Source organism: Pseudomonas sp. DWP3-1-3b3, from assembly GCF_049896305.1.
In the GTDB taxonomy this organism is placed as follows: Bacteria; Pseudomonadota; Gammaproteobacteria; order Pseudomonadales; family Pseudomonadaceae; genus Aquipseudomonas; species Aquipseudomonas azotoformans_A.
Genome location: NZ_JAFCUA010000010.1, coordinates 42,229 through 65,139 on the forward strand (window position 1 = coordinate 42,229; position 22,911 = coordinate 65,139).

Here is a 22,911-nt window from a genome sequence, read left to right on the forward strand (position 1 = left end):
GCTGAACCCCAGCTACCCCCGACACCCTGCGCAGGCCCAGCCTTCGCAGGGTGTTTTTTTATGCGTGCGGGTTCATGCCGCCCACAAAAAAGCCCCAGGTCACACCACGTGACCTGGGGCTTTCTGTTTTACCGGGCTTTCTGTTTTTACCGGCCTTTACGCCATGGCAGTCACAAAGCTGCGAACGAACTCGGCGTTATCAATGATGCGTTCATGATCCACCTCAATCATCGTCGAGCGCACCACACACCCCTGGCCGATCACCCGCTCCATGCCAGCCTCGATCAGTGCCTTGTGCTGGCCCGCGCGACTCATGGCCGCCCACCAGCAACTAACAGGCGCCTTGAGCGCCTTGAAGTCAGCCTGTTCCAAGCGTTTGAACAAGGCGCGGTCAACGTCCCAGGAGATCTGTGCTTCATTGCCATCCAGCAGCGCTTGCTTGACCTCGCGGAACGCGTCACCCAGCGAGCCTTCGGCCCATTCGACAAAGTGCGTCCAGTGCTGATCTTCATCCAGGCTATTCGCCTGCACGTCCTGCCAAGCAGCCTGGATGGCCTCGGCAAACCCTGGGAACATCACGCCCAGCAGTGCCACGCGCCGCTCGTTGTCAGAGAGCTCACCCGCATCGCTGATCACCGCTGCGTCCCAGTATTGCGTGAGCCAGCGAGGCGGTGCCGAGTCGATCCAGCCGACAAACTCCACGTCCCTGCCCGCCTGTTCCAGGCCGTGCGCAACCTCTACCGCCAGGTTACCGCCCAGTGACCAGCCCGCCAGACGGAAAGGACCTTCGGGCTGGGCCTCCAGCAACTGCGCCGTGTAATCCTCAACCATGGCGGCCCATGCCGGCACTTCTGTGCCCTCCTGCGCCAGCGCGCGGCAGATCACACCCACCACCGGCCGCTGCTCACGCAGCGCCAGGGCCAGGGCCTTGTAGCAATGCACCGAACCGTAGCTGGGGTGGAACAGGTAAAGCGGCGTGCCTTCGGTCTGGCTGTTGAGCGGGACCAGCAACGAACTGCGCGCCGTCCCTTCCAGACAAGCGACCTGAGTGCGTACGGTCGGATTGAGCATCAACTGGCTGACAGACAGACCAATGCCGCTGGCCTTGCGAATGCGCTCCTTGAGCATCAATACCAACAGCGAATGCCCCCCCAACTCGAAGAAGTTGTCGTTCACACCCACCTGTTCCACACCGAGTACATCCGCCCAGATTGCGGCGACTTTCTGCTCCAGTTCGGTTTGCGGCACTTCAAATGGCTGGGTCGACTGGGTGTCCGGCTTCGGCAGCGCCTTGCGATCCAGCTTGCCGTTAGGGCTCAAGGGCATGTACTCCAGCAGCAGCCACTGCGCCGGCACCATGTAGTCTGGCAAGTGGTTGGCCAGGTGAGCGCTGAGGATTTCACGCCAGTCTTCACCTGGCTCCTGCAAGACCAGGTAACCCACCAGATGCTTGCCGTCCACGGCCAACACCGCAGCTTCACGCACCGATGGATGCTCCAACAGCCGCGCTTCGATTTCACCCAGTTCAATACGCAGGCCGCGCAGCTTGACCTGATGGTCGATACGCCCGGCATATTCGATCACGCCGTCGGTGCGATAGCGGGCCAGGTCACCGGTGCGGTACAGGCGCTCGCCCTTGACGAAGGGGTGCGCGATAAAGCGCTCAGCGGTCAACGCCGGCCGGCGGTGGTAACCCCGCGCCAGACCCACGCCGCCCAGGAACAGCTCGCCCAGCACGCCGGCAGGCACTGGCTCGAAATGGCTGTCGAGCACGTAGCACCCCAAGTTGGCAATCGGTTTGCCGATAGGCACCGCGTCACGGCCTTCGTCCACGCACGTCCAGTGGGTCACATCGATCGCGGCTTCCGTCGGGCCATACAGGTTGTACAAGCCGGCGCGCGGCAGTTTGGCGAACACTTGCTGTTGCGCATCCACCGGCAGCGCTTCACCGCTGCACACGATGCGCTGCAGGCTGACGCAGGTCGACACGGCCGAGTCCTGCAGGAATGCCTGCAACATCGACGGCACGAAGTGCAACGTGGTGACCTGCTCTTGGTTGATCAGGCTGACCAGCTTGCCCGGATCGCGGTGATCACCGGGCGCGGCGACGACCAGGCGTGAGCCGGTCATCAAGGGCCAGAAGAACTCCCAGACGGAGACGTCAAAACTGAACGGGGTTTTCTGCAACACCGTATCGCTCGCATCCAGGGCATACGCCTCCTGCATCCAGTGCAAGCGGTTGGCCAAGGCCGAATGACGGTTGCCCGCACCTTTGGGCTGGCCTGTGGAACCGGAGGTGTAGATCACATACGCCAGGTTTTCGCCGTCCAGGGCAACGCCTGGGTTGGCGTCGCTATAGCCTTCGAAACCGCTCGCCTCCAGCACCAGGGTTTCCAACCCGTGAGGAATCGGTAACTGCTCCAGCAGATGCGCCTGGGTCAACAGCAGCTTCACGCCGCTGTCATCGAGCATATAGGCCAGGCGTTCACGCGGGTATTCCGGGTCCAGCGGTACATAGGCACCACCGGCCTTGAGCACTGCCAGCAGGCCCACCACCATTTCGATGGATCGCTCTACGGCCAGGCCCACCAGCACGTCCGGCCCTACGCCGGCGGCGATCAATCGATGAGCCAGGCGGTTGGCGCGACGGTTCAGCTCGGCATAGCTCAGGCGCTGCGCACCAAACACCAGGGCCGGTGCGTCTGGCGCCAGGGCCACCTGGTCTTCGATCATCTGGTGCACGCCACGGTGCAACGGATAATCCCGCGCTGTCGCGTTCCAGTCCTCGACGATCAACTGGTGCTGAGCAGCGGGCAACGACGGCAGGTCTGCCAGGCGCTCCACCTGCGGCAGTGTCAACGCCAGCAGCAACTGCTGGAAATGCGCCGACAGGTTAACGACATCCTGCGTGTCGAACGCGGCGTGATCGTAGTTGAACTCCATCGCCAGGCGATCACCCATGGCCAGCAGTACGGTCAGCGGATAGTGGGTCTGTTCCAGGCTGTCCATCGTGCCGAAACGCAGGCCCGCCGGGGATCCCTGCTCTAAAGCCTCGGACACCGGGTAGTTCTCGAATACCAGGATGCTGTCGAACAACGCCTCGCCGCCCAGCCCTGCCCAGCGCTGGATCTCGAACAGCGGCGTGTGCTCCTGTTCACGCAGGCGCAGGTTTTGTGCCTGCACCTGCTGCAACCAATCATCCACGCTCGCCTGCGGGCTCGGCGTGGCCACCACTGGCAGCGTGTTGATGAACAAACCCACCTGCTGTTCGATACCCGGCAATTCGGCCGGGCGTCCCGCCACGGTGGCACCAAAGGCGACGGTGTCCAGGCCGGTATGACGCTGCAACAGCAACAGCCAGGCGCTTTGCACCAAGGTATTGAGCGTCACCTTGTGGCGCTGGGCAAACGCCTTGAGCTGGTCGGTGGCCGTCTGCTCCAGGGTCAGCCGGTGAATGCCATTGACCTCGGACACGTCCTGTTCGCGGGCGAGGCCACGGGACAGTCGCGTTGGCGCCTGCAAGCCCGAAAGCTGGGCTTTCCAGAAGGTCTCGCTGGTGAGCGGATCCTGTGCCTGCAACCAGCCGATGTAATCGCGATAGCGTCCGTTCGGCGCGCGTAGCGATTCGCCAGCGTATTGCTGCAGCACCTCGCCAAACAGCTGCGAAGCACTCCAGCCATCCATCAGAATGTGGTGGTTGGTGTAAATCAGGTGATGGCTGTCGATGCTGGTACGCACCACGACCAGGCTCAGCAAAGGCGCCTGCTCAAGCACGAAGCCATCTGCACGAAGGGTTTTCGCCAAAGCATCGAGCGCTTCACCGAGGTCTTCACGCTGCTGCCAATCGTGCTCGACCAAAGGCACCTGGGCCGTCTTGTAGACCACCTGCAACGGCTGCTCCAGTTCGGTCTGCCAGAGGAACCCGGTGCGCAGGATGTCGTGGTGCTCCAGGGCGACCTGCCAGGCCGCCCGGAAACGCGCCACATCCAGCCCTTGCACGTCAACGCGCATCTGGTTGATGTAGTCGCCCGAGCCCTGGCCGAACAGGGATTGGAACAGCATGCCCTGCTGCATCGGCGACAGCGGGTAAATATCGTCGACCTGGCTCAACGGCAACGCCAGGCCATCCAACTGAACTTGGCTCAAGTGGGCCAGTGGGAAGTCCGACGGGGTGGCGCCGGTATGTTCAGGCTGGCAGCAATGCTCGATCAGCGCCTTGAGTTCTTGCGCGTAATCATCGGCCAACAGCTGGATGCTCGACGAATCGAACATCTGCTGGCTGAAGCTCCAGTTCAGGTTCAGCTCACCGCCATACACCTGGCCGTTGATTTCCAGCCAGTTGCCCAGCGATGCATCCGGGCTCTGGTCGCTGCCGGCGGCATCACCAGAAGGCGCAAACAAGCCCTGCTGTTCATTGCCATCAAAACTGGTATCGAACTGGCCCAGGTAGTTGAAGGTGATGCGCGGTTGCGGCAGGCGTGCCAATGCGTCACGCACATCGGGCTGGCCCAGGTAACGCAGGGCACCAAAACCGATGCCCTTGTCGGGAATCGCGCGCAGCTGCTCCTTGATGCCCTTCAATGAATCCGCCAGGGTCGAAGCCGGGATGAGTTTTACCGGGTAGAGGCTGGTGAACCAACCGACCGTACGTGTCAGGTCGATGTCCTCGAACAGGTCTTCGCGGCCATGCCCTTCCAAGCGGATCAGGGTCGAATCGTGGCCGGTCCAGCGCCCGATCACCCGCGCCAGCGCCGTCAGTAACAGGTCGTTGATCTGGGTGCGATAGGCTGCCGGGGCGTCCTGCAGCAGGCGACGGGTATGGCTGGCGTCCAGGTGCGTGGTTGCGCTGCCGGCATGGCGGTTGCTCAGGCTCGCTCCTGGCTTGGCGCTTGGCAGGTCGGCCTCGGCGCCGTGCAATTGTGCTTGCCACCACGCCAGTTCCTGGGTCAGTGCCTCGCCTTGGGCGTATTGCTGAAGACGTTGCGCCCAGTCGCGGGTGGAACTGGTCTTGGCAGGTAATGCCACTGGGGTGCCTGCGGCGAGTTGGCGGTAGGCCGTTTGCAAATCCTCCAGGAGAATCCGCCACGACACGCCATCGACCACCAAGTGATGGATAACCAGCAGCAAGCGCTGCGAACCATCGTCCAATTGAACCAGCACGGTGCGCATCAGCGGGCCCTGGTCGAGATCAAGGCTGCGTTGCGCCTCCTCGCCCAAGGCCGCAAGCTCTCCAATGTCGTGCAGCGCGCTTTGCCACAACACGGTATCGGCCTGATGGTGCTCGGCGGCACGGTACAGGCCCTGCCAGCCCTGCGCGCCTTCGACAAACCGCGAGCGTAACGCATCGTGGTGCACCAGCAACGCTTGCAAGGCCTGGGTCAATGTCGCGGCATCGAGGTGTTCGTGGGGCTGCAGCACCACCGACTGGTTCCAGTGATGACGTTCGGCAATCTCATCGGCGAAGAAGGCTTGCTGGATCGGCAACAGCAACGTCTCGCCGCTCAAGGCGGCCTGGCTGATGGTCAAGCCTTCGACACCCTGGCGCGCGACGCCAGCCAGGCTCTGTACGGTCTGGTGCTGGAACAGGTCCTTGGGCGTGAACCGGATGCCCGCTTGCCGCGCACGGCTGACCACCTGGATCGAGATGATCGAATCGCCGCCCAGCTCGAAGAAGTTGTCGTTCAAGCCCACTTGCGGCAAGCGCAGCACGTCGGCCCAGATGGCAGCGAGCTGTTGTTCCAGCTCGCTTTGCGGCGCCACGTAGGCTTGTTGCAACAGGCTTGCGTCCGGTTGCGGCAAGCCTTTGCGGTCCAGTTTGCCGTTGGGCGTCAGCGGCATTTGCGCCAGGAACATGAAGTACGTCGGCACCATGTAGTCCGGCAGACGGGTTTTCAAGGCGCGGCGCAAGGTTTCGCGGAACTCGGTTTCGTTGGCAGGGCCAGCATTGGCCGGCACCACGTAGGCCACCAGTTGCTTGCCGGTCGGACCTTCCTGGGCGACCACCACGGTTTCGCCGACGTTGTCCTGTTCGCGCAGGCGCGCTTCGATCTCGCCCAGCTCGATACGGAAACCGCGGATTTTTACCTGATGGTCGACACGACCGAGGTAATCCACCACCCCGTCCGGACGACCACGGGTCAGGTCGCCGCTGCGATACACGCGGCTGCCAGGTTTGCCGAATGGGTCCGGCACAAAGCGTTCCGCCGTCAGTGCCGGACGCTCCAGGTACCCACGGGCCACGCCTTCGCCGCCCAGGTACAACTCGCCGGCCACGCCGACAGGTTGCAGGTTGAGTTGCGAATCCAGCACGTAGCCGCTGCGGTTGCCCAGCAAGGTGCCGATTGGGGCATAAACCGCGCCGCATGGATCGCCCCGGCGTGCCTTCCACAGCAACGGCGTGACCACGGTTTCGGTCGGGCCGTAGCCGTTGAACAGGTAGGTCGGTTTGAGCGCGCGCCAAGCCAGGTCATAACTGGCCTGGGCGACCGCGTCACCACCAAAGCAGTACACACGCACCTTCGGTGGGTTGCCGTCACGCTCGGCATGCTCGGCCAACTGTTGCAGGTACACCGGCGGGAATACCGCCATGGTCACGTTATGGCGATGCATTTGCTGGTAGGTGTATTCCGGCAGCCACAGGCTGTCGTCACGGATCAACACGCTGGCGCCGTTGATCAACGGGTGCATCCAGCCTTCGTGGGAGCCGTCGAAGGCGAACGACATGAAGTGCAGTTCGCAGTCAGACGGGCTGGTTTCATAACGCTCGCCGGTCGCGATGATGTGTGCCACCAACGGGCCGTGGGACACCGCAACGCCCTTAGGCATGCCGGTGGAACCCGAGGTGTAGATCACGTAAGCCAGGTTATCGCCGTCCAGCTTCACATTGGGGGCAGTATCGCTGTAGCCAGCCCATTCTTCAGTGCGATCAATCGTCAGGCTGTCCAGGCCGTCGGCCACCGGCAGTTGCTGCTGCACCGCCGTGTGAGTCAACAGCAACTTCGCACGGCTGTCCTGCATCATGTACAGCAGACGGTCACGTGGGTATTCCACGTCCAGCGGCACATACACGCCACCGGCTTTCATCACCGCCAGGAACGCCACCATGATTTCGGCACTGCGCGGCATGGCAATCGCTACGCGCACTTCCGGGCCGACGCCACGGGCGATCAGCGCATGGGCCAGGCGGTTGGCCTGGCGGTCCAGCTCGCCGTAGGTGAGTGTCTGTGCATCGAACTTCACCGCCACGGCCTGCGGGTTTTCCCGGGCACGGTCAGCGAACAGTTCATGGACCAACCGCTCAGCAGAGAAGCCCGAACCGCTGCGGTCCCACAGTTGCAGGATCTGCTGGCGCTCGGACGGATCGAGCAGGTTCAACTGGCCAATACTCTGCTGCGGATCGGCAACCATGCCCTGCAACAGGTTCAGCCAGTGCCGGGCCATGCGCTCGATGGTCGACGCATTGAACAGGTCGGTGGCGTAACCCAGGGTGGCCCAGATGTTCTCGACGCCCTCATGCACATCCAGGTCCAGGTCGAAATGGGCGGTCTGGCTTTCCCACTCCAACCCTTCCACCCGCAGCGTCGACAGTTGATGGGCCGTGCCGCCCAGCCGCGCGTCGGTCTGATGGTTGAACATCACTTGGAACAGCGGGTTGAGGCTCAAGCTGCGCTCGGGTTGCAGCGCTTCCACCAGTTGCTCGAATGGCAGGTCCTGATGGTCCTGGGCTTCCAGCGCACGTTTGCGGGCCTGCTGCAACAGTTGCAACACCGAGGTCTGCTCGTCGATATCGGCCTTGAGCACCTGGGTGTTGACGAAAAAGCCCAGCAACCGCTCGGTCTCGACACGGTTGCGGTTGGCAATCGGCACGCCCACGCGCACATTTTCCTGGCCGCTGTAGCGGTGCATCAGCGCCTGGAACGAGGCCAGCAACAGCATGAACATCGTCACGCCTTCACGCTGTGCCAGGCCCTTGAGGTCTGCGACCAAGGCGGGCGGCAGCTCTACAAACAGGCGCGCACCGCGATGGCTTTGCTCAGCTGGGCGCTGGTGGTCAAACGGCAGCTCAAGCACCGGTTGCTCACCGCCGAGCAGCGTTTGCCAGTAGGCCAGTTGCCGTGCTTTTTCTCCGGCGTCCATCCACTCACGCTGCCAACGGGCATAGTCGGCGTATTGGATCGGCAGGGCGGGCAGTTGCACGGCCTGGCCTTGGCTGTAGGCGCTGTACAACTGCACCAGCTCATCGACCATGATCTGCATCGACCAACCGTCAGAGACGATATGGTGTTGCACCAGTACCAGCACGTGTTCGTCTTCACTCAGGCACAGCAGCGTGGCGCGTAGCAACGGGCCCTCTTGCAGGTTGAACGGCCGGGCGATCTCGGCCTCGACCTGCGCCTTGACTCGCGCTTCATCGCTGCGCACCGACGCAATCTCGATGCGCGCTTCTGGCAGGATCACCTGCACCGTTTGCTCATCACCCTGATGCAAATGCGTGCGCAGGCTTTCATGGCGCGCCACCAGGGTATCGAAGCTGCGTTGCAGGGCATCCAGGTCCAATTGCCCCTTGAGGCGCAAGGCGCTGGGCACGTGGTACGCGGTGCTTTCGGGGTCCAGCAGCCAGAGGAACCACTGACGCTCCTGAGCGTAGGACAACACCAACGGCAGATCGCGATTCGCCGGCACCAACGCAGGCGCGGCCGAACCACCGCGCTTGCCCTCGGTGTGCAGAGCGGCCACAAAGCCCTCCAGGCGCGGCTGCTCGAACAGCACGCGCAACGGCAACTCAATCCCCAGGTTATGCCGCAGGCGCGAGGCCACTTGCATGGCCAGCAACGAATGACCACCGCGTTCGAAGAAATGGTCAGTCAGGCCGATGCGCTCGGCACCGAGAATCTCGGCCCAGATCGCAGCCACCTGCTGCTCCAGCGCACTGACGGGCGCCACCCAGTGGTGGGTGACCTGGCTTGCGTCAGGACGTGGCAAGGCATGGCGGTCCAGTTTGCCGTTGGGGCTCAACGGCAACCGTTCCAGGAACATGAAATGCGCCGGCACCATGTAGTCCGGCAACTCATCGCGCAGGACAGCACGAATCTGCTCGCGCAACTCTGCGTGCTCGGACGCCGGCAGAGGGGTGACCAGGTAGGCGATCAACTGCTGGTCGGCCGCAATCACCAAGGCTTCGCGCACATTGTGTTGGGCCAGCAAGCGGGATTCGATTTCACCCAGCTCGATACGGAAACCACGCACCTTGACTTGATGGTCGATACGCCCGATGTATTCGATCACGCCGTCGGCACGGTAGCGGGCCAGGTCGCCGGTACGGTAGAGCCGCCCGCCGCCGATAGGGTCAAAGGGATCGGGAATAAAGCGTTCGGCGGTCAGCCCGGCCCGGTTGAAGTAACCGCGCGCCAGCAGTGGCCCGCCAATCACCAGCTCGCCGGCCACACCGACGGGCACCGGATTCAGGCTGGCATCCAGCAGGTAGATGGCGCGGCCGTCCAATACACGACCGATCGGCATCATCTGCGTGACGGCTTCGCGCCCCTCCACATACCCCGCGCAATCCAGGGCGGTAACCGTGACGGTCGCCTCGGTGGGTCCGTAGGTGTTGAGCAGCCGCACATGGCCCAGCCCGGCATCACGCCAGGAGGCCAGGCCTTCCGGCGGCATCGCTTCGCCGCCCGCGTGCACCTGGCGCAGGCGGCCGTAGTCGCGTGCGCCGCGCTCGGCAAAGTCACGGGCGATCAGGTGCCAGTAGGCGGTGGTCAGGTCGACCACCGAAATCTCGTGTTCGATCAGTTGCGCATAGAAGGTGTCGCTGTCCCACAGCTCACCGCCGCGCACCACCACGGCCGCACCGCAGCACAGCGCCGGGTAGAGTTGTTCGACAAACCCGTCGAAGTTGAACGTACCGAACTGCAGCACGCGGTCGGCGGCGGTCAGTTCGAACAGCTCGATAAACACTTCAACATGCCGCGCCAGCGAGGCCTGGTCGATGCCGACGCCCTTGGGCCGCCCGGTCGAACCCGAGGTGAACATCAGGTACGCCAGGTTCGCGGGGAACGCACGCGCCGCAGGGTTGCTGCCCGGGTATTCGGCCAACCAGTCGGCGTCGGCTTCCAGGCAAATCAGCGCCAGCCCGGCGCTGATCGGCAGGCGCTCCAGCAGCGGCTGCTGGGTCAGCAGCAACTGCAAGCCGCTGTCCTCGATCATGCATTGCAGGCGATCCGCCGGGTATTGCGGGTCCAGCGGGACATAGGCGCCGCCGGCCTTGAGGACCGCCAACAGCGCAACGATCATTTCCAGCGAACGGTCCACCGCTACGCCGACCAGGCTGTCGGCAGTAACGCCCTGCTCGATCAGTTTGTGTGCCAGGCGGTTGGCGCGCAGATTCAGATCGGCATAGGTCATGCGCCGCTGATCCATGATCAGTGCAATCGCCTGCGGCTGGTTCAGCACCTGTTGCTCGAATTTATGCAGCACGCTGCTGTGGGCGGCACGCGTCGGTTGCGGCGGGTTCCACTGGTACAGCATCTGCGCCTGCTCATCACTGCCCAGGATCGGCAGGTCAGCGACACAATGACGGGCATTACCGACCACACTTTTCAGCAGGTTCTGCCAGTGCGCGGCAAAGCGCTGCAAGGTGCTGGCGTCGAACAGTGCGGTCGCGTAAGTCAGTGAAGCCAGCAGGCCTTCGTCTGACTCTTCGGTGTCCAGGCTCAGGTCGAAGTGCGCCGTATGGCTGTCCCACGCCAGCCCTTCCACACGCAGGCCAGGCAATTGCTGGGCGTCACGATTGGCTTGGGCTGCGGATTGATGGTTGAACATCACCTGGAACAACGGGTTGTGGCTCAGGCTGCGCTCGGGCTGCAAGGCCTCGACCAATTGCTCGAAGGGCAAGTCCTGATGCGCTTGTGCGCCCAGCGCCTGTTCCTTCACCTGCTGCAACAGTTGGACAAAGGTCATGTGCCCGTCAATGTCGGCCTTGAGCACCTGGGTATTGACGAAAAAGCCGATCAGTTGTTCGGTTTCCAGGCGGTTGCGGTTGGCGATGGGCACGCCGACGCGGATATCCGACTGGCCGGTGTAGCGATAGAGCAGCGACTGGAACGACGCGAGCAACACCATGAACAGCGTGGCGCCCTCGCGCTGCGCCAAGGCACGCAAGCCCTCGACCACCGACGGTTGCAGCACCAGGTCCAGGCGTGCGCCCTGATAGCTCTGCATGGCCGGGCGCGGACGGTCCAGCGGCAGCTCCAACACAGGTTGCACATCGCCCAAGCGGGCACGCCAATACGCCAGTTGGCGGTCCTTTTCACCCGCCTCCATCCAACTACGCTGCCATTGGGCATAGTCGGCGTATTGAATCGGCAGATCCGCCAAGGTCGGCTCAAGGCCCTGGCTGTAGCCGGCATACAGGCTCACCAGCTCATCGACCATCACTTGCATCGACCAGGCATCCGAAACGATATGGTGCTGTACCAGCACCAGCACATGCTCGCGCTCGCCCAGTTGCAGCAGCTTGATGCGCAGCAACGGGCCGGCCTGCAGATCGAATGGCTGGGCGATTGCGTCTTCGACCAACGCCTGCAACTGGGCCGGCTCAGTCGAGCCCAGCACTTGATAGTCGATGATGGGCGCGGCTTGCCCGATCACGCGCTGGACAGTCTGGTGCGTGTCAGCGAAAAACACAGTCCGCAGGGTTTCGTGGCGCTGCACCAGGGTATCGAAGGCCCGTTGCAGGGCTACGCGATCCAGCGTGCCCTCTAGGCGCAACGCGGCAGGAATGTGATAGGCCGCGCTGCCCGGCTCCAGTTGCCAGAGGAACCACTGGCGCTCCTGGGCATACGACAGCAGCAACGGCTGTTCGCGATCGGCCAGGGTGATGCGCGCAACGTCGGCACCCTTTTCACCCAGTGCCTGCACAAACGCACCCAGCACCGGCTGTTCAAACAGGCTTTTGAGGGCCACGTCGATCGTCAATGCCTGGCGTACCCGTGACACCACGCGGGTCGCCAGTAACGAGTGACCGCCCAATTCAAAGAAATGGTCTTCAAGGCCAACCTGCGGCACACCCAGCACTTCGGCCCAGATCGCGGCCACTTGCTGGGCTTTCTCGCCAATCGGTGCCACATAGCGTTTCTGCAACAGGCTGGCATCCGGCTTCGGCAGTGCCTTGCGGTCGAGCTTGCCGTTCGGCGTCAGCGGCAGGCGCGCCAGGAACAGCATGTGTGCCGGCACCATGTAGTCCGGCAGCACGTCGCGCAACGCGGCCTTGAGTGTTTCGCGCAAGGCGCCCTGGTCGGCATCCGAGATCGCGGTGTGCGTCACCAGATACGCCAGCAGCTGGTCATTCTCGGCCATCACCACGGCTTCGCGCACGCCACGCTGCTCGCGCAGACACGCTTCAATCTCACCCAGCTCGATTCGGAACCCACGCACCTTGACCTGATGGTCGACGCGGCCGATGTACTCGACCACGCCATCCACGCGATAGCGCGCTAGGTCGCCGGTGCGATACAGCCGCTCGCCATTGCGCGCAAACGGGTTGGGCACGAAGCGTTCGGCGGTCATGGCTGCCCGGCCGTGGTAACCCCGTGCCAGGCCGACGCCGCCAATCAGCAGTTCGCCACTGGCGCCGACCGGGCTTCGGGTGAGTTCGCTATTGAGGACAAACAACGAGGTGTTGGCAATCGGCCGACCGACGAAAGGCATCGGCTCAACCAGCGGGTGGGCTGCCGACCAAATGGTGGTTTCCGTCGGGCCGTACAGGTTCCACACCGCGCCGTCTTGGGCGAGCATGCGCTGGGCCAGGTCGGCCGGCAACGCTTCGCCACCGCACAGGCTTTTGACCCCGTGCAGCAAGGCACGGCGGTCACTGTCCAGCAGCATGCGCCAGGTCGACGGCGTGGCTTGCACCACGTTGATTGACTGGGCATGCACCAGGCTCAGAATCGCCTCTGGGTCCTGGGACACTGACTTGTCCGCCAGTACCACGGTGGCACCTACCGACAGCGGGACGTACAGCTCAAGGGCGAAAATATCGAAGGAGAACGTGGTCAGCGACAGCAGGCGCACGCTGGCGTCGATGCTCAGGGTCTGCGCCATGCCCAGGGTGAAGCTGCTCAGGGCGCCATGGCGCACCATCACCCCCTTGGGCTTGCCGGTGGAGCCGGAGGTATAGATCACATAGGCCAGGTGTTCGCCGCTCAGCTCGACCTGCGGGTTGTCACTGCCGTAGCGCTCATCCTCTTGCTCGCTGATGAACAGCACCTGCTGGTCGGCTGCCAGGGGCAGGCGCTCGTGCAGGTCGCCGGCGGTCAGCAGGACCTGTGCGCGACTGTCTTCGAGCATGAACGCCAGCCGGTCGGCCGGGAACTGCGGGTCCAGCGGCACATAGGCGCCGCCGGCCTTGAGGGTTGCCAGCAGGGCCAACACCATGTCCACCGAACGGTCCAGGGCAACCGCCACCAGCACGTCCGGGCCCACACCCGCCGCACGCAGGCGATGGGCCAGGCGGTTGGCACGCTGGTTCAGGTCGGCGTAACTCAGCGCCTGGCCATTGCAGAGCAGTGCCGTTGCGTCCGGACGCGTGTGTGCCTGGGCTTCGAACAGCCGATGCACCCCCACATCCTGCGCGAATGCCTGGTGCGTGTCGTTCCAGGTGTGCACCAGTTGCTGCCATTGCGCATCGTCCAGCAACGGCAACTCGCCGACGCGGCCGTTGCAATCCTGCACTACCTGGTGCAACAGACGGTGCCAGTGCGCGAGGAAACGCTCCAGGCCCGGTGCGTCAAACAGGTCGGTGGCGTAGGTCAGGGAGGCGTGGATGCCGTCAGCCGACTCCTGGGTGTCGAGGTTGAGGTCGAACTGCGACGTCTTGCTGTCCCACTCCAGCCCCTGCACCTGCAGGCCCGTGACGCTGCCGCCAGCGCGCTGGGTGTCGGTCTGGTGGTTGAACATCACCTGGAACAGCGGGTTGTAGCTCAGGCTGCGCTCCGGCTGCAGTGCTTCCACCAACTGTTCGAACGGCAAGTCTTGATGCGCCTGGGCCTCGACTGCGCGCTGACGGGTTTGTTGCAGCAGCTCGCGGAACGTCATCTGGCCGTCGATATCGGCCTTGAGGATCTGCGTATTGACGAAAAAGCCGATCAAACGCTCGGTTTCTACCCTGTTACGGTTGGCCACCGGCACACCGATGCGGATGTCGCCCTGGCCGCTGTAGCGATGCAGCACGGCCTGGAACGACGCCAGCAGCAACATGAACACCGTCACGCCTTCGCGTTGCGCCAGGCTTTTGAGGCCCGCCACCAGCGACGTTTCAAGTGTCAGATCGAGCCGCGCACCGCGGTAGCTCTGCACCGCAGGGCGTGGTCGGTCCATCGGCATTTCCAGTACCGGTTGCTCGCCACCCAGCATGCCGGTCCAGTAACCCAGCTGGCGCTCGCGCTCGCCCGCCTCCATCCAGCTGCGTTGCCACAGCGCGTAGTCGGCGTACTGGATCGGCAAGGCCGGCAATTGCAGGTCCTGCCCCTGGGCATGGGCGGCGTAGAGCTGGACCAACTCGTCGACCATGACCTGCATCGACCAGCCATCGGAGACGATGTGATGCTGTACCAGCACCAGCACATGTTCCTGGGGTGCCAGGCGCAACAGCTTGACCCGCAACAGCGGGCCTTGCTGCAAATCGAACGGCTGGGCGATTTCAGCCTCCACCAGGGCTTTGAGCTGTGACTCCTGAGCATCGACCAGCGCGATGTCCACCCGCGCCTGCTCGGCGATCACCTGCAAGGCGCTGTCGCCCTCCTCCTGCAAATGCGTGCGCAGGCTTTCATGGCGCATCACCAGCGTGTCAAAACTGCGCTGCAGCGCGGCCACATCCAAGTGGCCGGTCAGGCGCAGCGCCCTGGGCACATGATAGGCGGTGCTTTGTGGCTCCAGTTGCCACAGGAACCACTGGCGTTCCTGGGCGTAGGAGAGTCGAAGGGGTTCGCCTTCCTGGCGCTTGAAAACCGGGGCAATCTCAAACAGGTTGATGCCTTGCTGCTTGAGCATTACCGCCAACGCTTTCTTTTGTTGCGCCGAAAGTGACCCTACCGACTCGATTAATGCTTGCACGCCACGCCCCTCAGGAAATCAATTTATCCAAATCTTCTGCTGATAGACGTTTGAGGGCCTCCAAGGATTTAGCCAATGCGTCCTGCACCGGCGAATTATTTGTCTGCTGGGCCGCTACATGGGCACTGAAATCGGCCAGGGTCGGCGTGGTGAAGATCGATTTGACGTCGAATTCGGCGTGCAACTGCTCGCGCAGGCGCACCACCACCTGGGTGGCCAACAGGGAATGCCCGCCCAGTTCGAAGAAGTTGTCGTGCAGGCCTACCCGCTCCACGTCCAGCACGTCGGCCCAGATCGCGGCGATCTGTTGTTCCAGTTCACTGTTCGGGGCGACGTATTCCCGGGCTTGCAGGCTGGAGTCCGCTTTCGGCAGGGCCTTGCGGTCCAGCTTGCCGTTGGGGCTCAGGGGCATCTGCTCCAGCAGCATCCACTGGGCCGGGACCATATAGTCCGGCAGCTGTTGGGCCAGGTGGGCGCTCAGCACATCACGCCAGTCGTCACCGGTGTTTTGCAACACCAGGTAGCCCACCAGGTATTTGCCGTCCACCGCCAGCACGGCGGTCTCACGCACCCAGTCGTGTTCCAACAGACGCGCTTCGATTTCGCCCAACTCGATGCGCAGGCCACGCAGCTTGACCTGATGATCGATACGCCCGGCGTACTCGATCACACCGTCTTCGCGGTAGCGCGCCAGGTCGCCCGTGCGGTACAGGCGTTCGCCCTTGACGAACGGGTGGGCAACAAAACGCTCGGCAGTCAGTGCCGGACGGCGATGGTAACCTCGCGCCAGGCCGATGCCGCCCAGGTACAACTCGCCCAGCACACCGACGGGGACAGGTTCGAAGTTGCTGTCGAGGATGTAGCAACCGAGGTTGGCAATCGGGCGACCAATGGGCACCGCATCGCGGCCTTCATCGACACAGGTCCAGTGGGTCACGTCGATGGCGGCTTCGGTCGGGCCATACAGATTGTAGAGCCCGGCCTGGGGCAGCTTGGCGAACACCTGCTGCTGGGCATCCACCGGCAAGGCCTCGCCGCTGCATACGATGCGGTGCAGGGTATGACAGGTCGCCACCGTCGGGTCTTGCAGGAAGGCCTGCAACATCGACGGCACAAAGTGCAGCGTGGTGACCTGCTCTTGGTTGATCAGCTTGATCAGCTTGGCCGGATCGCGGTGATCCCCCGGCGCGGCCACCACCAGGCGCGAGCCGGTCATCAGCGGCCAGAAGAACTCCCACACCGATACGTCGAAGCTGAACGGGGTCTTTTGCAGCACCGTGTCGCTGACGTCCAGGCCATAAGCCTCCTGCATCCAGTGTAGGCGGTTGGCCAGGGCTGAATGACGGTTGCCGGCGCCTTTGGGTTGGCCGGTGGAGCCTGAGGTGTAGATCACGTAGGCGAGGTTTTCGCCATGCACCACGATTTGTGGATTGGCGTCGCTGTAGCCTTCGAATGTGGCTTCACCCAGCACCAGACTATTCAAGCCTTGCGGAATCGGCAGTTGCTCAAGCAAATGTGCCTGGGTCAACAGCAGTTTCACACCGCTGTCGTCGAGCATGTAGGCCAGGCGATCACGCGGGTATTCCGGGTCCAGCGGCACATAGGCGCCACCGGCCTTGAGTACGGCGAGTAGACCGACCACCATTTCGATGGAACGCTCCACGGCCAGGCCCACCAGCACGTCCGGGCCCACACCCGCTTCGATCAGGCGATGAGCCAGGCGGTTGGCACGACGGTTCAGCTCGGCGTAGCTCAAGCGCTGCTCGGCAAACACCAATGCCGGGGCGTGCGGCGTGCGCGCTGCCTGCTGCTCGATCAGTTGATGCACACAGTGCTGCAACGGGTAATCCCGCGCCGTGACGTTCCAGTCAACGACCACTTGTTGGCGTTCCGCCACCTCCAACATCGCCAGGTCGCCCAGGCGTTGTTGGTCGCCGTCGAGCATGGCTTGCAGCAGGTTGACCAGATGGCGGCCATAGCTTTGCACCGTGCTTGCCTCGAAATGCGCACGCGCATAGCCGAACTGCACTGACAGCGTGTCACCGACGTCCACCAACACCGTCAGCGGGAAGCTGGTTTGCTCGCGCGAATCCGGCAGGCCAAAACGGATACCGCTGCCGCCGCTCTGCTCCAGGGCCTTGGACACCGGGTAGTTTTCGAACACCAGGATATTATCGAACAAGGCCTCACCGCCCTGCCCGGCCCAGCGCTGGATATCGTACAGCCCGGTATGTTCATGCTCACGCAACGCCAGGTTCTGCGCCTGCACCGCTTGCAGCCAGTCGGCCACGGTCTGCTGGGCATCCACCGCGCAGATCACCGGCAAGGTGTTGATGAACAGGCCTATCTGCTGCTCCACCCCCGCCAACTCTGCCGGACGCCCGGCCACGGTGGCACCGAAAGACACCACCGACTGTCCGCTATGGCGCTGCAACAGGACCAGCCACGCCGCCTGGATCAAGGTGTTGAGCGTGACTTTGTTGTTGCGCGCGAAGGTTTCGAGGCGCGCAGTCAGCGGGCGATCCAGGCTGAGCTGATGCTCGCCATGCCCATCTACCGCCATCGGCTGGCTGCTGCCCAAACGCGTCGGCGCTTGCAGAGTGCTCAGTTGCTCACGCCAGAACGCTTCAGTCGCTGCGCCATCACGCTGTTGCAGCCAGCCAATGTAGTCGCGATAACGCCCGGCCGCTTCAGGCACCGCGACACCGGCATAACGTTGCAGCACTTCGCCGAACAGCCGCGAATTGCTCCAGCCATCCATCAAGATGTGATGGCTGGTGTAGATCAGTTCGTGGCGTTGCTCCTCGGTACGCACCAGTACCAGGCGCACAAGGGGCGCCTTGGACAGATCGAAGCCCTGACGACGTTGAGCTTCCTGAAGGTTCTGCAACTCCAGTTCGCGCTCCGGCATGGCGCGCCAATCGAGCTGTTCGATGACCAAACGGGCTTCGCGGTAGACCACTTGGCAGGGCCATTCCAGCTGGCCTTCCCAGAAGAACCCGCTGCGCAGTACGTCATGGGCTTGCACCGTGGCGTCCCAGGCCTGCTGGAACCGCGTCACATCCAGGCCATCGGCCGTCACGCGGATCTGGTTGATGTAGTCACCGGCCGCCTGTTCGTACAGGGTGTGGAACAACATGCCCTGCTGCATGGGCGACAGGGTGTAGATGTCTTCAACGGCTTCGGCGGCCAGCGGCAGGGATTCCAACTGCTGCTGGTTCAAGCGCGACAACGGGAAGTCGGAGACCGTCACGCCGTTGTTGCCGGGGGTGCAGCAGTGTTCGACCAAGGCCGTCAGTTCGCGGGTGAAGGCCTGGCTCAAGGCTTCGATCTGCGATGCATCGAACATCAGCGGACTGAACGTCCACCCCATGTGCAGTTCACCGCCGTACACCTGGCCATTCAACGTCAACCAGTTGCCCAGCGGCGCATCCGGACTTTGTTCGGTGCCGGAGCTTTCTGCCGAGGGTACGAACAGCCCTTGCGGCTGGTCAAAGCTGCCGTCGATCTGACCCAGGTAGTTGAAGGTGATGCGCGGTACCGGCAACGCGCTGAACACCTCACGCGTGGCATCGTCGCCCAGGTAGCGCAGTGCGCCGAAGCCCAGGCCCTTGTCCGGCACCGCACGCAGTTGCTCCTTGACCTGCTTGATCGAGGTGGCGAGGGATTCGGCCGGAGTCAGGCGCACCGGGAACAGGCTGGTGAACCAGCCCAGGGTGCGGGTCAGGTCGATGTCGTCGAACAGGTCTTCACGGCCATGGCCTTCCAGCTGGATCAGGCTGGAGGCTTGCCCGGTCCACTGGCAGATAACGCGCGCCAGGGCAGTCAGCAGCAGGTCGTTGATCTGGGTGCGATACGCCATGGGCGCCTGTTGCAGCAATTGCCGGGTGCGCTCGGCATCCAGTTGGCTGACCACCGTTTGGGCCAGGCGGCCCGGACGTGCGCCTTGCGGATCACGGCAAGGCAAATCCGTCGGCACGCCTTGAAGCTGTTGCAGCCAGAAGGCTTTTTCCGGCTCGATTGATTCGCTGCGGGCATGCGCCTGCAAACGCTCGGCCCAGGTTTTGAACGACGAGGTTTTGGCCGGCAATTTCTGCTGGCGATACAGGCTTTGCAGGTCTTCGAGGAACACCCGCCAGGACACACCGTCCACCACCAGGTGGTGCATGACCAACAGCAGGCGCTGTGAGCCGTCAGCCATGTCTGCAAGTACCGCACGCAACAATGCGCCTTGTTGCAGGTCGAGACTACGCTGGGCGCGTTCGCACAGGGTTTGCAGTTCAGCGGCGTCCTGCACGTTGGCCTGCCATAGCAGCGTTGCAGGTTGCGCATCATGCCGCGCGGTCCAGCCCTCGGCTTGCTGGCTAAAACTCAGGCGCAGTACGTCGTGGTGCTGGGTGAGCGCTTGCAGCGCAGCTTCCAATGGCTCAGCAAGAAGATATTGGCGTGGCGTTAGCAGCAAGGACTGGTTCCAGTGATGACGGTCCGGCAGGTCCATGTCGAAAAACAACTGTTGGAACGGCAACAACGGCGTCTCGCCCTGCACCGGGCCCTGGTCGATCACCTGTGCCGTCTGCAATTGCGCCACCCGCGCCAGGCTGCGCACCGTCTGGTGCTGGAACAGCGCCTTGGCGGTGAAATGAATACCGGCCGCCCGCGCGCGGCTGACCACCTGGATGGAGATGATCGAATCGCCGCCACGTTCGAAGAAGTTGTCGTTCAAACCCACCTGCTCGACACCCAGCACGTCGGCCCAGATTGCGGCGATCTGCTGTTCAAGCGCACTTTGCGGCGCTTCGTAGTGCTGAGTGGCTTCGGGTTTGGGCAGCGCCTTGCGGTCCAGCTTGCCGTTGGGGCTCAGGGGCATCTGCTCCAGCACCACCCATTGTGCGGGCACCATGTAGTCCGGCAGATGTTGACCCAGGTGCACGCCCAACGCGTCGCGCCAGTCATCACCGGCGTTTTGCAGCACCAGGTAACCCACCAGGTATTTGCCGTCGACCGCCAGCACAGCGGCCTCACGTACCCAGGCGTGTTCCAGCAGGCGCGCTTCGATTTCGCCCAGCTCAATGCGCAGGCCACGCAATTTGACCTGATGGTCGATACGCCCGGCGTATTCGATCACGCCGTTGTCGCGGTAGCGCGCCAAGTCGCCCGTGCGGTACAGGCGTTCGCCCTTGATGAACGGGTGAGCGACAAAACGTTCGGCGGTGAGCGCCGGACGACGGTGGTAACCCCGCGCCAGGCCGATACCGCCCAGGTACAACTCGCCCAGTACACCGACCGGCACCGGCTCAAAGTTGTTGTCGAGGATGTAGCAGCCGAGGTTGGCAATCGGACGGCCGATTGGCACCGCATCGCGGCCTTCATCGACGCAGGTCCAGTGGGTCACGTCGATGGCGGCTTCGGTCGGGCCGTACAGGTTGAAGAGCCCGGTGTGCGGCAGCTTGGCGAAGACCTGCTGCTGGGCGTCCACCGGCAGGGCTTCGCCGCTGCACACGATGCGCTGCAAGCTCTGGCAGGTCGACACCAACGGATCCTGCAGGAAGGCCTGCAACATCGACGGCACAAAGTGCAGCGTGGTGACCTGTTGTTGATTGATCAGGTTGATCAGTTTGGCCGGATCCCGGTGATCACCCGGCGCGGCCACCACCAGGCGCGCGCCGGTCATCAGCGGCCAGAAGAACTCCCACACCGACACGTCGAAGCTGAACGGGGTCTTTTGCAGCACCGTGTTGCTGGCGCCCAGGCCATAGGCTTCCTGCATCCAGTGCAAGCGGTTGAGCAACGCCGAATGACGGTTGCCCGCGCCTTTAGGCTGGCCGGTGGAGCCCGAGGTGTAGATGACGTAGGCAAGGTTTTCGCCATCCAGGGCAATACCTGGGTTGGCGTCGCTATAGCCTGAGTAATCGGACTCACCCAACACCAGGGTTTCCAGGCCTTGGGGAATCGGCAACTGTTCACGCAGATGCGCCTGGGTCAGCAGCAGTTTCACGCCACTGTCTTCCAGCATGTAGGCCAGGCGCTCACGCGGGTATTCCGGGTCCAGCGGCACATAGGCGCCACCGGCCTTGAGCACGGCAAGCAGGCCGACCACCATGTCGATGGAGCGCTCCACGGCCAGCCCCACCAGTACGTCCGGTCCAACGCCGGCCTCAATCAGGCGATGGGCCAGGCGGTTGGCGCGGCTATTCAATTGTGCGTAGTTCAGGGACAAGTCGTTGAAACACAGCGCCAGTGCTTCCGGCTGCGCCAGCGCCTGGGCTTCGATCAACTGGTGCACCCACTGCCCTTGCGGATAGTCGCGCTCGGTGGCGTTCCACTGACAGAGGATTTGCTCGCGCTCATGGGCGTTGAGTGTCGCCAGGTCCTGCAAAGGCAACGCGCTGTTCGCCACCGCGTCACGCAGCAGGCTCAGCCAATGTTCACCCATGCGCGTGACAGTCGCAGCGCTGAACAGGTCGGTGGCGTAGGTCAACGAGGCCCAGATGCCCTCGCCGCTCTCCTGGGTATCCAAGCTCAGATCAAACTGAGCGCTGTGGCTGTCCCATTCCAGGTTGGCCACGCGCAGGCCGGGTAGCTGCTGCGCGGCGGCAGTTGAATTGGCCTGGTGGCTGAACATCACCTGGAACAGCGGGTTATGGCTCAGGCTACGCTCGGGTTGCAGCGCTTCCACCAGTTGTTCGAAGGGCAGGTCCTGGTGGGCCTGGGCTTCCAGCGCACGGCGCTTGGTGTGCTGCAGCAACTGGGCAAAACTCATCTGGCCATCAAGGTCGGCCTTGAGCACTTGCGTGTTGACGAAGAAGCCGATCAGTGACTCGGTCTCGACACGGTTGCGGTTGGCAATCGGCACGCCGACGCGAATATCCGGCTGGCCGCTGTAGCGGTACAGAAACGCCTGGAACGAGGCCAGCAACAGCATGAACATCGTCACACCTTCACGCTGTGCCAAGGCTTTCAATCCTGCAGCCAATGCCGGTTCCAGCGCGATGTCCTGACGCGCACCACGAAAGCTCTGTTGCGCCGGGCGCGGCTGGTCGAACGGCAGTTCCAGAACCGGCTGCGTACCGCTGAGCTGCTCGCGCCAGTACGCCAGTTGACGGGCCTTCTCCCCCGCTTCCATCCAGCTGCGCTGCCACAGCGCGTAGTCGGCGTACTGGATCGGCAGCGGCGCCAAGGCACAGTCCTGGCCCTGGCTGTAGGCAGCGTAGAGTTGCATCAGCTCTTGCACCATCACGCCCATCGACCAACCGTCGGAGACGATATGGTGCTGCACCAGGACCAGCACGTGCTCCTCTTCACTCAGTGCGAACAAGCTGACGCGCAGCAACGGGCCTTGCTGCAAGTCGAAGGGACGGGCGATTTCAGCTTCTACCAATGCCTTGAGGTTTGCCTCCTCAACCGTGCTTTCGACAATTTGAATCTCTGCACAGGCCAGCACCTCCTGGGCACGCTGCTCACCGTCCAGGTGCAGGCGCGTGCGCAGGCTTGCGTGACGTGCCACCAGGGTGTCGAAACTGCGTTGCAAGGCCGCCTTGTCCAGGCGCCCACTCAGGCGCAGGGCGCCGGGGACGTGGTAGGCGGCACTGTCCGGGTCCAACTGCCAGAGAAACCACTGGCGTTCCTGGGCGTAGGACAGCGGCAGGTGCTGGCCGTCCTCGCGGATGGAGGCAATCGGCATCTGGGCGAAGCTCATGCCCCGGCTTTGCAGACGCTGGTAAAACTGCTCGCGCTGTTCCAGAGGCAGGCGAAGAAAGCGCGAAACCAGATCGATGTTAGGGTTGGAAAGCATGG

At 63.2% G+C, this 22,911-nt stretch carries 2 protein-coding genes; both read right to left on the reverse strand.

The window, feature by feature from the left end; translation table 11 throughout:
- Positions 1-156: 156 nt before the first annotated feature.
- Positions 157-15,117, reverse strand: a complete 14,961-nt coding sequence (locus tag ACP7BX_RS25490) for a non-ribosomal peptide synthase/polyketide synthase (protein WP_426127914.1) — start codon at positions 15,115-15,117, stop codon at positions 157-159.
- A gap of 10 nt (positions 15,118-15,127) precedes the next feature.
- Positions 15,128-22,909, reverse strand: coding sequence for an amino acid adenylation domain-containing protein (locus tag ACP7BX_RS25495; protein ID WP_426161317.1), 7,782 nt, complete (start codon positions 22,907-22,909; stop codon positions 15,128-15,130).
- Positions 22,910-22,911 lie beyond the last annotated feature (2 nt).